Annotated in this window: 8 protein-coding genes; 1 reads left to right on the forward strand and 7 read right to left on the reverse strand. The window is 45.0% G+C overall.

Annotation, left to right across the window (positions count from 1 at the left end; translation table 11 throughout):
• Positions 1-45: 45 nt before the first annotated feature.
• The 5 genes from ACED36_RS10855 to pepN form a co-directional block, all read right to left on the reverse strand.
• Complete coding sequence (locus tag ACED36_RS10855; RefSeq protein ID WP_371733247.1) at positions 46-594, reverse strand: cell division protein ZapC; 549 nt, start codon at positions 592-594, stop codon at positions 46-48.
• Between the two features lie 138 nt (positions 595-732).
• Positions 733-1,743, reverse strand: a complete 1,011-nt coding sequence (gene pyrD / locus ACED36_RS10860) for a quinone-dependent dihydroorotate dehydrogenase (protein WP_017002776.1) — start codon at positions 1,741-1,743, stop codon at positions 733-735.
• 58 nt (positions 1,744-1,801) lie between these two features.
• Positions 1,802-6,619 carry an NAD-glutamate dehydrogenase gene (locus ACED36_RS10865; protein ID WP_371733248.1) on the reverse strand — a complete coding sequence of 1,606 codons (4,818 nt, stop codon included), beginning with the start codon at positions 6,617-6,619 and terminating at the stop codon, positions 1,802-1,804.
• A gap of 155 nt (positions 6,620-6,774) precedes the next feature.
• The gene (locus ACED36_RS10870) at positions 6,775-7,002 is read right to left on the reverse strand and encodes a DUF2835 domain-containing protein (RefSeq protein ID WP_371733249.1); all 228 of its coding nucleotides are present in this window, start codon (positions 7,000-7,002) and stop codon (positions 6,775-6,777) included.
• Between the two features lie 67 nt (positions 7,003-7,069).
• Positions 7,070-9,679, reverse strand: coding sequence for an aminopeptidase N (pepN, locus tag ACED36_RS10875; RefSeq protein WP_371733250.1), 2,610 nt, complete (start codon positions 9,677-9,679; stop codon positions 7,070-7,072).
• A gap of 306 nt (positions 9,680-9,985) precedes the next feature.
• Here pepN and pncB point away from each other — a divergent pair, with 306 nt between their 5' ends.
• On the forward strand, positions 9,986-11,164 hold the full coding sequence (gene pncB, locus ACED36_RS10880; RefSeq protein ID WP_026023784.1) for a nicotinate phosphoribosyltransferase: 1,179 nt from the start codon (positions 9,986-9,988) through the stop codon (positions 11,162-11,164).
• Positions 11,165-11,276: 112 nt separating this feature from the next.
• Here the strand turns inward: pncB and ACED36_RS10885 are convergent, their stop codons facing one another.
• Both ACED36_RS10885 and prc read right to left on the reverse strand, forming a co-directional pair.
• Positions 11,277-11,939: a hypothetical protein gene (locus ACED36_RS10885; RefSeq protein ID WP_017002780.1), complete on the reverse strand. Its 663-nt coding sequence runs from the start codon at positions 11,937-11,939 to the stop codon at positions 11,277-11,279.
• A gap of 151 nt (positions 11,940-12,090) precedes the next feature.
• Positions 12,091-14,094, reverse strand: a complete 2,004-nt coding sequence (prc, locus tag ACED36_RS10890; RefSeq protein ID WP_017002781.1) for a carboxy terminal-processing peptidase — start codon at positions 14,092-14,094, stop codon at positions 12,091-12,093.
• Positions 14,095-14,103 lie beyond the last annotated feature (9 nt).

Genomic DNA, 14,103 nt, shown 5'->3' on the forward strand with positions numbered 1-14,103 from the left:
GAGGTTTTAAGAATGGAAAGAAAAGAGGCTGATAGAACGGTTCTATCAGCCTACTAACGCATAATGACCACTGCCGTTATCGTATTGCTGTTGGTATATTGATAACCGATCATTCATTACTTTTACAGCTTCACAGAACCGCATTTGTTTTGTGTCGGTCAGCGCCAATGGTGACTCGCCTGCATGCATACACAATGAAGCGATGCCTGCGTTTTCAATCACTAAAAAGGATTCACTGCCGTGCTCAGTTTTCAATGTCACAAGCGAGCCAGCTTCTGCGGCTGAGTACCCTTCTTGTTCTTGGAAAAACCAGCTTTTTGGTAGTAGCGGTTTATGGAAGCGATTTGCTGCCACTGCGTTCAAAACGAGTTCGGCCTTGCGAGGGCCTGATAGAGAAAGCGCATCTACTGCATCAAAATACGCTTGGAATAGTGATGCGTCATCAACTGAAAATGGGGTTTCAGCAAACGCATCGGGGATGAGCTGTTTGCATTCTATGGCCACTTGGAAAACCATGTCTTCACCTAAATCCAGCATCAATGCTTGTGCTTCTTTATCGAAGTACCACTTCCATGCGTTATTAGGTTTCAACATCGTGCTCGCTCCTGCGCTTGCAGAGAATCGGTCCGTGACCACTGAATAAATTGTGCTTTGGGGAAGTGTAATCGGCTTGAGATAAAAAAAAAGGGGAAGTCATCCTCCCCCTTTACTGCGCATTCTTAATTTTTTTGGTTAAATATTTCGTACGATATCTTTAACCAAACGCGGACCGTGGTAGATAAAGCCAGAGTAAACTTGAACAAGCTCAGCGCCTGCCATCATTTTCTCTTTTGCCGCCATCACTGAGTCAACGCCACCTACACCGATAATCGGTAGTTTACCATTAAGCTCCTGATGAAGACGGCGAATCACTTCCGTGCTTTTGTTTTGAACTGGACGACCGCTCAACCCACCCGCCTCATGTGCATGAGGCATACCTTCGACCAAAGAACGATCCAAGGTTGTGTTAGTTGCAATAACACCATCAATGTTATAACGCACTAGCGCATCGGCCACTTGCACCAGTTCATCTTCGGTCATATCAGGTGCAATCTTCAAAGCAACTGGAACATATTTACCGCGACTTTTCGCAAGTTCGTTCTGGCGCACTTTCAATGCAGAAAGCAAATCGTCCAGTGCGTCACCGTATTGCAGTGATCGTAATCCAGGTGTATTTGGCGAAGAAATGTTAACCGCTATATACCCTGCATGGTCATAAACTTTGTCCATGCAGATTAGGTAATCATCTTTGCCATTTTCCAATGGTGTGTCTTTGTTCTTTCCTATGTTGATGCCAATCACGCCGTCATACTTGGCCTTCTTAACATTCTCCACCAGCGCATCCACACCGTGGTTGTTGAAACCCATGCGGTTGATAATACCTTCCGCAGGAATAACACGGAACAGACGTGGTTTGTCGTTACCATCTTGTGGGCGCGGTGTGACCGTCCCTACTTCGATAGAGCCGAAACCCATTGCACCAAATGCATCAATGCATTCGCCGTTTTTATCCAAGCCAGCTGCAAGGCCTACTGGGTTTTTGAAATGCAATCCCATGACTTGAACGGGACGAGGAGGAAGATTTTGACGATAAAATACATCAAGAGGAGTGCCAGTGAAGCGAGAAAGATTCTTGATTGCCAGATCATGTGCATGCTCTGGGTCTAGCTGAAAGATTGCCGATCTGGCGAGGCGGTACATCATGTAACCTCCAAAAAAAAGCCCCGAATAAACGGGGCTGTATTATCAACACTTTGTTAGCTTAATTCAAATTTAAAAGTGTAAGTTCCCGCAATGCAACGGAGAATTTAGCAAATTCATGCACTGTGCCCACTTTAAACTCGGCCACAATGCTTTCCCAGCGCCCGAGACTCACTGCATGTTCAACCATCCAGGACTCTAAACCCAACTCCGCTGACTCTCCTTTATTCATGCCTTCAAGGATATGTGCCGTCAATAAGCGTTGCTGCCAATCCAGATCTTCACGGAAAGAAGCACGAGCCAACGCTTGCCAATGGTTTTCCACGGGTTGGTTGGTAATTTGCTTGAGGAACCAGTGCAGAGAAAGTGTGTCACCCAGTACAAAGTACAAACGTGCGACCACATCGTAAGGCTTGTTCATCTGCTCTGACACCTGTGCCAGGTCGAGACCTGCGAACAAACTACTTAAACGCACGACTTTATTTGCAATTTCTTTTGGTACACCTAGAACAATGAATTCACTCGCCTGTTCTTCATGCTCCTCTATTTCAGCCGGAACCAAATAGGTTTCAAGATTATCAGCCAGATTCTTCACTGCGGGTTTGTAGAACGCGACTTGCTCCTCAATGCCTTTCGCTTTCATCGGATTACGAAGAATCCAACGAGATGCACGACGAAGCATACGACGACAGCGAAACATGACTGCGTACTGAATTTGTGCAGGAATTACGTTATCTAAAGCGCGAATGTCTTCGAAGGTTTTATCAAAATCAAACACTTCATTCACAATGGCGTAGGCCGACGCAATGTCTCCAACGCTCGCCCCGGTTTCATCTTGCATTCGCGTGACAAAATTGAAGCCCATGACGTTGGACATTTGATTTGCCAAGGAAGTCGCAATGATTTCAGCACGCAATGGGTGTGTTTCCATTGCCTCGCGATAGTTACGCTGTAACTCTTGTGGGAAATATTGTGGCAGAAGTTTTCCAAAGTGCGGATCTTGGGTAATTTGCTCTACCACTAACTGCTCTTTGAGTACCATCTTGCCGTATGCCACCAGCACAGCAATTTCGGGCCTTGTCAGCCCTTTGCCATGCAGTTGACGCTCTGCAAGGGTTTCATCGTCTGGCAAATATTCTAGCTGACGATCCAGTTTGCCCTCTTTTTCCAAATAATGGATAAAGCGAATTTGTTCTTTCAACAGAGCGGCTTTCTGATTATTGGTGACAGAAATAGACTCGCTTTGACAGTAAGCATCATCCAGAACAATGTCACCGACTTCATCTTCCATGCGCTCAAGCAACTCGTTGCGCTGCTTGTAGGTGAGATCCCCTGCCGCTACCAAGCCATTGAGTAAGATCTTAATGTTCACTTCATTGTCTGAACAATCCACGCCACCGACGTTATCAATGAAGTCCGTATTGACCAGACCACCATTCATAGCGAATTCGATGCGACCAAGCTGGGTCATACCTAGGTTACCACCCTCACCAATAATCTTGGCGCCAAGCTCGCTACCGTTTAGACGAAGACCGTCGTTAGCGCGATCGCCAACATCAGTATGCGTCTCAGACTCGGCTTTCACATACGTACCGATACCGCCATTCCAGAGAAGATCCACGTTGGATTTTAAGATCTGTTTGATCAACTCATTTGGTGCCATGCTCTGTTTACGCACACCGAGCATTTTCTGAATCTCAGGGGTCAATTCAATAGACTTCGCTTTACGCGAGAATATACCGCCGCCTTTAGAGGTAAGCTTGGTGTTGTAATCTTCCCAGCTTGAACGAGGAAGTTTGAACAAACGATCTCGCTCTACCCATGTTTTCGCTGAATCTGGGGTCGGGTCGATAAAGATATGCATGTGGTTAAACGCAGCCACTAATCGAATGTGCTTCGATAACAACATGCCATTACCGAATACGTCACCCGCCATGTCGCCAATAGCTACACAGGTGAAATCCGTTTCCTGGCAATCAATACCAATTTCTCGGAAGTGACGCTTCACCGATTCCCAACCACCTTTGGCCGTAATACCCATGGCTTTGTGGTCATAACCGTTTGAGCCACCCGATGCAAATGCATCGCCTAACCAGAAGTTATATTCTTCTGATACTGAGTTGGCCAAATCTGAGAAAGTCGCTGTGCCTTTATCCGCAGCAACAACCAAATACGGGTCGTCCTCATCATGACGAACCACATTCACTGGTGGCGTTAATTCGCCTTCAATGATGTTATCCGTGATATCGAGCAAACCGCGAATGAATATACGATAGCAACGCTGACCTTCCGCAAAAATTTCATCGCGGCCGCTTAGCGAGTGCTGCTTCTTACAAACGAATCCGCCTTTCGCCCCCACAGGAACAATAACCGTATTCTTAACCTGTTGCGCTTTAACCAATCCAAGGACTTCGGTTCGGAAATCTTCTTGTCGGTCTGACCAACGAAGGCCACCACGTGCGACTTTGCCACCGCGAAGGTGCACACCTTCAACGTCTGGCGAATAGACGAAAATTTCAAAGAAAGGAACGGGTTTTGGTATTTCCGGAATTTGAGAAGGTTGAAGTTTCAATGACAGATAGTCTTTAAATTGACCCGTCTCTTTGTCTTTTTGGAAATAGTTCGTGCGCAACGTTGCGAGGATCATTTCCATGTATCGACGAATAATACGGTCATCATCAAGGCTTTCTACTTTTTCAAGCTCGCCTTCAATTTGACTGATGATACGTGTTTGGTCTTTCTGACTATTCTTTGAGCCACCAAAACGCTTATCAAATAACGTCACCAAGCATTGCGCCAAATCTGCATGCGAGGTCAATGTCTCTTCAATATAAGCTTGACTGAACGGGAACGCGACTTGACGCATATAACGCGCATAAGAACGTAAAATAGTCACTTCACGCCCAGTAAGACCCGCATTTAGCACCAAACGGTTGAAGCCATCACTTTCTAGCTTACCATGCCAAATCGCACCAAAAGCCTCTTGGAAACGTTCACGTGCTTCAGACAGATCAAACCCGTTGCCGGCACTGTGAAGCATGGAGAAATCGAGGATCCAAAACACATCACCCGTCGTTGTCTGTACCTTGTAAGGTGACTCACCAATCACGCGTAAACCCAAATTTTCGAGCATAGGCATTACGTCGGAAAGGTGGATTGCCTCATCTTTCTGAAACAACTTGAGACGGACTGAGCGAGACGTGGCGGGCTCTTCCTGAGGCCGATAAAAAAGCATATCTAGCTTATTGTCTTCGCTTAGGTTTTCTAATCGCTCGATATCAGCCACCGCTGAGCCCGGCAACATGGCTTCTTTGTATGAACGAGGGAAAGCACCAAGATAGCGTTTTGCAATTGGCGTACCACTGTTCTCGCCAAAGTTTGCAATGACAGATTCTTGTAGACGATCATCCCAAGAAGACGCGGCTTCAGTCAGGTTCTGCTCCAATTTCTTCACATCAATGTCAAAGTTGTTGTTTTCAACACGCACAATGTAATGCGTTCGTGCCAGCGGACTTTCAGAGAAAAACGTATTGAATTCCACTTCCTGATCGGAGCCAAAATAGTTCTTCATAATACGCTGTGCTGCGATACGGAACTCAGTGTTATAGCGTTCACGCGCCACATACACCATGCACGAAAAGAAGCGTCCAAATGGGTCTCGTCGAACAAAGACGCGCAACATATCGCGGTCTTGTACCTGAACGATACCCATACCGATATCCAGCATCTCAGCTTCAGACGCTTGGAATAATTCATCGCGTGGGAAGTTTTCAATGATATTAGCCAGCGCTTTCCACGAATGCGATCCTTGGTAGTAACCACTGATCTCAAGGATCCGTTGCACTTTGTTTCGCAGTACGGGGATCGCATTGGTCGCTTGGTTATATGCAGCAGAAGCATAAAGGCCATGAAAACGGTGCTCACCAATAACATTGCCTTTTTTATCAAAGCTCTTAAGGCCAATGTAGTCCATATACGCTGGGCGGTGTACACGCGATTTACTGCTGCCTTTATTGATAATAAGGAGTTCTTTACGCAATGCTGTTGCGCGTGCCGATTCAGGCATGGCAGACAATTTTACGCCGGGTCGTTTAAGATCTAACTTCTTCGCCAGACCTAATCCTTGTTCGTCAGATTGTTTGAGTTCATGGTCACCTTCTATCGCATTCAGCTCATAATACTTGTAACCCATGAACGTGAAATTGTGAGAACCAATCCACTGGAGAAACTCTACCGCTTCATCTTTACGTTCTTTATCAACCGGCGGCTTATCTTTCTTAAGCGCTGCAATCAACTCCTGCATTTTGGCTTGCATTGGTTGCCAATCATTAACGATTAGCGCAACGTCGGTTAGCGTTTCCGTTACCTCGGCTTCCAAAGCTGCCATTTCTTTCTTGCTGGTCATGCGGTCGATTTCTAGATGGAAGACGGTTTGACGAACCCCCTTCTCTCCGCCAATCTCGACAACATGCCCACCACTGTCTTTTAATACATGCAACGGCCCATTGAGCATGAGGTGCGAAGCAATATCAAGACGATTCAACGCCATGCGAACAGAATCAACCAAGAAAGGCGCATCCGGCGTGACAATTTCAACGATCGTATGTGTTGACTGCCAACCGTTTCCACTCAATGTAGGGTTGAATACCTTTACAAAGATCTGGTCTTGTTCGAACGTATTTAGATGATGCCACAAGCTGATAACAGCACCGTAGAGGTCGGATTCATTCCTTTCCTGTAAATCATCATCTGAGATGGGACCCAAAATCCTTTTTGCCAAAGTTTCTACGAGTGGTTGTTGTTTCTTGTCCAGTTTTTCAGCAATGAGATGATAAACTTTCTCAAGCAACACCGGCACAATAGGGTCACGCGCGGTCATGGTTTACTCCATATATTTTTTATGTAATCGCTATGAGTATAGAAGTTAATTAGTCTTTGCGACGTATGGAGTAGTTTACGACTTAGTTAATAAATTCGTTACATCAAATAACGTTAATTGTATTCGAGTTTTTGGATATGTGATTGACGTACGGTTTAGACTATTTGTTCGAGAGATTTAAAACGATTCGCCTCGTCTACAACCAGCCTAAAACGGCCTTTTAGGCCTAATTGGCTTAGATATGGACGCAAGCGCGATGCAGGCAGTTGCAGTGTTAAACCATTGTCTGTTTTGACGACAACCGTTGATGCCACACCGGCATAATGTTGCTGAAAGGTGTGATAAGAGATATCAAGGGTAAATAAGTACACATTCGATTTCATAAAAAAAGCCGTCTCCTCTTAGACGGCTTTAAATTACTTATTCCAACAGTTTTCGCAAGTGTTGTGTTTACACTTCGAGTGCTTTGTTGATTTTCTCGTAAAGATCTTTCGCAAGATTATCAAGAGAGGCCAATCGCTCAAGTTGATCTCGCATTAGCGCCTGACGATCTTGATCGAATCGCTTAAATTTCAGCAAAGGATCTATAAGCCTTGACGCGACCTGAGGGTTGGATTCATTTAGTTGAATCAAAATGTCAGACAGGAACTCATAACCAGCCCCATCTGTGGCATGGAAGTTTACCGGGTTGTTGTTGCAGAAAGCACCAACCAATGAACGGGTGCGGTTCGGGTTTTTGAGACTAAACGCCGGATGAGACATCTGCGCTTTCACATTATCCAATGCACCTTGTGCTGGATTGCCCCCCTGCAGCATGAACCATTTGTCCATCACCAGACCATCATGTTGCCATTTATCACTAAATGCTTGCATCAAGGTCGCTCGGCAAGCCAGCTCTGCATGATTCGCTGCTGCCAATGCCGCTGCAGTATCTGTCATGTTGTTAGAGTCGGTGTAATGCGCAGAAACGATGTCATCCCCTTGCTCAGTCAGTGCCAAATAAGCCAAACACATATTACGCAGACTGCGTTGACCTATCGCATCATGCGCAATACTGTATTCCATTTGCTTCAGAGAGTGATAGATCGCGCTGAATTCATCCGCCAATTCATTAGCAAAATGCTGTTTAGTGGCACCACGAACTGCGTTAATGGCATCGACGTCAACAACGTCAAACCAGCCACCGATTTCATTTTCACTCGGCAACTGCATCACTTCTGCAATCAGTGCCGCATCAAGCTGATCACTCAACAAGACACCGCGGAATGCATCAACGACTTCTTCAGGAATGTGAACGGCTTCGCCAGCCTGCACGCGAATGACATTTGCTTTGATGTGCTTTGCCAAAAGCATCTGACCTGCATCCCAACGTGCAAATTCATTACGTGCATGCACCATCAAAAACGCGAGCTCTTCATCACTGTAGGCATAATGAAGTGTGACGGGCGCAGAGAACTCACGCAGCATTGAGATAACGGGTTGTTCGCCTACATTGTCAAAGACAAAGGTCTGCTCAGACTCAGTAACGTGCAAGACATTACTGACAACCGAACCGTTACACTGTAACTTAATAACATTACCATCTGAAGCATATAGCTCTACATCGAATGGGATCATCAGAGGTTGCTTGTCTTTCTGATCCGCAGTCGGTGGCGTCTGTTGTTTTACACGCAATGTCAGCGTGTTGCTTTCATCATCATAAACACTGGTTACATCAAGCACAGGTGTTCCAGACTGGCTATACCAAAGACGGAATTGCTTCAAATCGATTCCAGATGCATCTTCCATTGCTTTGACAAAGTCTTCACAAGTGGCCGCGGTGCCATCGTGACGTTCAAAGTAAAGCTTGATGCCTTTTTGGAACTTCACTTCTCCTAGAAGGGTATGCATCATACGGATCACTTCACTGCCCTTTTCATACACGGTCAATGTGTAGAAGTTATTCATTTCGATAACTTTGTCTGGGCGGATTGGGTGTGCCATTGGGCTGCGGTCTTCTGCAAATTGAGGACCGCGCATAGTACGCACATTGCCAATACGGTTTACTGCTCGTGAACCGAGATCTGAAGAGAACTCTTGGTCACGGAAAACCGTCAGACCTTCTTTAAGGCTTAACTGGAACCAATCACGACAGGTCACACGGTTGCCTGTCCAGTTGTGAAAATATTCGTGACCTATCACCGCTTCAATACCAAGGTAGTCAGTATCGGTGGCGGTGTCTGAATTCGCGAGAACATACTTGGAGTTAAAGACATTTAAGCCTTTGTTTTCCATTGCTCCCATGTTGAAGAAATCAACGGCAACGATCATGTAGATATCAAGATCGTACTCAAGATCAAAACGATCCTCATCCCACTTCATCGAGTTTTTCAGTGATGTCATTGCATGGGTTGCACGATCTAAGTTGCCTTTGTCGACGAAAATCTCCAAGGCAACATCGCGACCACTGCGTGTGGTGAAACTGTCTGCAAGTCGATCAAAATCGCCCGCTACTAGCGCAAACAAGTAACTTGGCTTTGCATACGGGTCTTCCCACTGTACCCAGTGACGACCACTCTCTAATTCTCCAGAGCCGATTTTGTTCCCGTTACTTAGTAGAAATGGAAAAGCAGATTTATCTGCGGCAATTTTTGTGGTGAACTTGGCCAGCACGTCAGGACGGTCAAGATAGTAAGTAATTCGACGGAAGCCCTCTGCTTCACATTGTGTGCAGTATGCCCCATCGGATAAATACAAACCTTCCAATGAACTGTTTGCAGCGGGATCAATGTGTGTCTCTATCAAGAGTTCAAATTCTGTTGGCAATTGCGTTAGGACTAGCCCTTCTGGCGTTTCTTCAAAATGCGGCCACGCTTCACCGTTTATCTCTACACGCTTTAGAGACAGACCATCACCATCCAAAAACATAGAATCTGAACCAATAACCTGCTGCTTCACTCGGCTTTTAGCAATAACTTGTGTGTGTGAAGCTTGAAGGTCAAAATCCAAGTCAAGATGAGTTATCGTAAAGTCAGGAGCCTTGTAATCTTTACGGTACTTGGCCTGAGGTTGTTGCGTCATGTCAGATTCCTTTTATTGCATAACGATTGACAGGCTGTTAGTCAATTCCACCAGCAGCCTGTTAAAAAATCGGAGTATTCACCTAAGATACTCACTAAGCCAGTGTATTGCTATAGCTTGGCTGAGCAGCAAATAACCAAACGCACTTTAACGTTTAGAAGAATAGATGGAGATCATATTATCTATAGGTTGACTAGACTGCCTAGTTTGACGTTAAATTTGCACCCTTAAATAAAACTGCCTGGCGCAACTGGGCGAGAATTGCCAACGTTCAGCCAACACCCGATTCGAGGTATAAAATCAGGCATGCACACACCCATTATTTCGTCATTATTAGACACGGATGCCTACAAACTAAATATGCAGCAGGCGATCTTTCATCACTATCCTGATGTTGTTGCCACTGCTGAGTTCCATTGCCGTAGCGATGAAAGTCTTGTTTCATTAAAAACTCGATTGGAATTTGAAATTCAATCACTTGCGAATCTGTCTTTTACAGAAAGTGATGTGACATTTCTTTCAACTCTTGGGCTTTATCAATCTGATTATCTTACATTTCTTTCAACGTTCTCACTCAGTGCGGACCATGTCACCGTGTCGATTGAAGACAAGCAACTTGCTATTCGTATCGAAGGTAAATGGCTCGATATCATCCTATGGGAAGTGCCATTATTGGCTATAATTTGCGAGTTACGTTGTCACGAAAAATACCCAGACACACACGCCAAACATGCTGTTGATTTACTCAATAATAAGTTAAACACCCTCTCGGCGCACAGTGCCCTTTCCAATGCAGACAAAGCGTTTCAGTTTGTCGATTTTGGTACTCGTCGCCGCTTTTCGAAAGCGGTGCATCATGCCATCGTGGATCATCTGGTGCATCATTCGATCCACTTTGCTGGGACATCGAACCTTTTGTTGGCTGCAAAGCATGGTATTCCCGCCGTGGGTACGCAAGCCCATGAATGGTTCCAGGCACATCAACAACTGGCGGGCGATTTAGCCGATTCACAACAAATTGCACTTAACCGATGGTTACAGGAATACCCGACAAAACTCGGCATCGCACTCACTGATTGCATTAACATGGACGCTTTTCTTAAAGACTTCACGCCGTATTTGAGTCAACAGTTTTCGGGACTACGTCATGACAGTGGAGACCCGATGACTTGGGGTGAGAAAGCGATCGCGCATTATCAAGGTCTAGATATCAATCCGATGGAAAAAACGCTGATTTTTTCTGATGGACTGACCCTAGAAAAAGCGCTCGATATCCATCACCATTTCTCAGGCCGTATTAATACGTCGTTTGGGATCGGTACGCAGCTGACTTGTCACTTACCTGAAGTAGAAACACTTAACATTGTCATTAAGCTTGTCACTTGCAATGGTAAACCTGTTGCGAAAATTTCGGATGAGCCCGGAAAATCAATCTGTCGAGACAGCAATTATCTCAACGCATTGAAAAAAGCCTTCAATATTTAATTCCTCTCTTTCGCAAAAAGGGCGCTGAGAACAGCGCCCTTTCTTTTTCATTCTTTTCACTTGAATCACATCAACCACCGTACTTTACTTTGATGGATATTCCGCTCTACTCTCATTGACGTCTTAATATCGCTTCCATACCAAAATCAGTGTTCGTTAATGTCAGCGTATTTGAATCCAATTGAAATTCTGAATCTTGCTGACCACCTCGATAGATAAGAACAAGATGGTCATTCTCTAAAAAGTAGACGCCTCGATGTGTAACTTGCTGCCCTTGTTTTCCAGATACTCTCACTGAAAACAAGAAATCAGGACGTAACATCAGTGCGAGCTTTTCGACTTGCTCATCAACATCTTTACCTTTAATCACTTCGCTAAACCATGCGCCGGACAAATTGTGTGGCAAAATTTTGGTGAACCGAGCACCTTTTAGCATCAATTGATTGTGATTAAGTTGGTATTCATGGTGTTGAGAATCACCGTATTCGTCGTTCAGCACTAACGTAGAATCATCAAGATCGTAAAAGCCTTTAGCTTCTTCAACAGTTCCATCGCTATTCAGTAACTTCACATTGAACTGGTAGTCTGAGCTGAATGTGATATTAATCGCTTTGTATTTTACGTCCGGATCCGTTCCAGTACCTTCTTGCTGATCGGGACTAAACCAGTACCAATCGCCAATCAACAAGGGGAAGTCAAATTGAGTGAGGTCTTGTGCTTTGATTGGCAATGATACAGAGAAAATTACAATAAATAGACTGATGAACTTTGTCATTGGCTTCCCCTTCGCTTGATAGCATCACTTTAATTTTAGACACATATCACTATTAGGGGCTCATTTTGTTAACGTTTTCGTTACTTCTTCTATTGAAAAAAGAAAAAGCGGGCATAAGCCCGCTTTTCGATTGGTTACTGTGAGAATCACACTAACTGTTTAGTTTTTTTGCCAAATCAAGCGTAATTAATGCGGCTTCATCGAGGTAAGCATCCGGCTCTTCATAATCTGTTGGTACATCGTCCAACGATTTGAACGGTGGTTTATCAAGTTCCACCTGACGCTCATTCAAACGAGAAAGGCGTTTGGTATCGGCATTTTCCTGTTCGATAACACGTGCTTTTTCATTGAGTGAAATAGCATTATCGTCCTTCAAAGCCTTATATTCTGCAATGTCGCTCAGAATATAGCCAAACTCAGTATCCGTTTTAGTACGCTCTTGGTGTGCCTTGTCCAAATTAGAGAACAAGGAATTCAATTCACCAACTTTTTTATAAGCAGCAGGATTAATGCTATCCCACGGCAATGCGTTGTCTTCAACACTTTCACCGGTTTCTTCCGGATCAACCGCTGTTGGGAATGAAATATCAGGTACAACACCTAAGTGCTGCGTACTGCCACCATTGATGCGATAGAATTTTTGGATCGTGTATTGAACATGACCTAACGGTTTATCGCCCAAGTCATAGATCTTCTGCAGCGTGCGATGTTGCTGAACGGTCCCTTTACCAAAGGATTGCTCACCAATAATCACTGCGCGACCGTAATCTTGAAGTGCAGCAGCAAAGATTTCTGAAGCAGAAGCTGAATAACGGTTAATCAACACTGTGACTGGGCCGTCATAATAAATCTTGCTATCACTATCGCCGTTTACTTTGACACGACCATAGCTGTCACGAACCTGTACAACAGGACCACCCTTAATAAACAAACCTGTTAGTGCCGATGCTTCGCTAAGCGCACCGCCGCCATTATTTCTCAGATCAATAACAATACCGCTTACGTTATCTTTCTTCAGGTTTGCGATTTCTTTCTTGGTATCTTCGGCGAGGCCAACATAAAAGCTCGGGACAGATATAACGCCGACTTTCGCGCTTTCCTGCTCAATCACTTCAGATTTAACAGCGCGGTCTTCAAGGCGAATTTTGTCTCGCACAAGAGTGACGTTGTAACTCTTAGCGTTAGCACCTTCAGGCAAGATTTGCAGCTCAACCTTGCTTCCTTTCGGTCCTTTGATCAGCTGAACAACATCATCTAATCGCCAGCCGATTACATCTATAATCTGCTCATCATCTTGAGCAACACCAATGATGCGATCACCAGGAGAAAGCTTTTTCGATTTCGATGCGGGCCCACCAGCAACAAGCGAACGAATAACCGTAAAGTCATCATCTACTTGCAGCACGGCGCCAATACCTTCAAGAGAGAGATTCATCTCTGATTGGAATTGTTCAGCGTTTCGTGGCGAAAGGTAACTGGTATGTGGATCAACCTCACGAGAGAAAGCATTCAGATAAACCTGAAAAACATCTTCACTCTTGGTTTGAATCAATCGTTTAAGTGCGCTGTTGTAGCGCTTTGACAAGGTTTCCTGAATTTCAGGCCACGCCTTACCGGCAAGCTTAAGGTTCAACGCGTCATTCTTAACACGCTTACGCCAAAGCTCATTCAATTCGTCAGTGTTTTTTGCCCATGGCTCTTCACTGCGATCAATCAACATCTCTTCTTCTGCATCAAACGTAATTTCGTTATCAAGCAAAGCAAGCGCGTACTGATAACGCTCAAAACGTTTTTTCAATGCAGTATTGAAAATGTCATAAGCTGCGGAAGTGTCGCCAGAGCGCAATTGATCATCTATGCTCGTACGCCACTTAGACATCGCATCCACTTCTACCTGAGTCAGGAAGAGGCGATTGAAGTCTAGCGTTTCAAGATAGCGATCGAACACATTAGAAGAAAAATCGTCATTTAGCTGGAATTGCTTGTAATGCGACGTTTCAAAACTACTCGTTATCCGCACGCTGGCAGCTTTATGCTGAGGTTCTGAAACCAGAGTAGGCAGCTCAGCGGTGGCGTAATTAGCCTCTAAGGCTTGGGTGGACGCCACCAGCATTAAGCTGGCAGCAATCACGGAAAAGCGGAATCGACAGATCATGCGTCGAAG

Origin of the sequence: Enterovibrio sp. FF113 (genome assembly GCF_041439165.1) — a bacterium.
In the GTDB taxonomy this organism is placed as follows: domain Bacteria; phylum Pseudomonadota; class Gammaproteobacteria; order Enterobacterales; family Vibrionaceae; genus Enterovibrio; species Enterovibrio norvegicus_A.